Annotated in this window: 1 pseudogene; it reads left to right on the forward strand. The window is 76.4% G+C overall.

Features of this window, described 5'->3' with window-relative positions:
* Window positions 1–208 (forward strand): annotated as a pseudogene (locus J0695_RS41505) (metabolite traffic protein EboE); the annotation flags it as partial.

The following is a 208-nucleotide window of genomic DNA, read 5'->3' on the forward strand; positions in this document are numbered from 1 at the left end:
GCTCTCCGCCGCCCTGCACGCGGAGCACCCCCATCTCCCCGAGGTGCGCGAGGCCCTGGCCGCCTTCGCCGAGCCCCGCTTCCTCCACCAGACCCGCACCCGGACCCACGGCGGCCTGCGCGGAACCGACGACCTGGACACCGCCCTCACCGGCCGCGACCTCCCCGACGCCACCCCCTGGCGCTCCCACTTCCACGTCCCCTTGCAC

The organism is Streptomyces beijiangensis (genome assembly GCF_017315755.1).
GTDB classification, from domain to species: domain Bacteria; phylum Actinomycetota; class Actinomycetes; order Streptomycetales; family Streptomycetaceae; genus Streptomyces; species Streptomyces beijiangensis.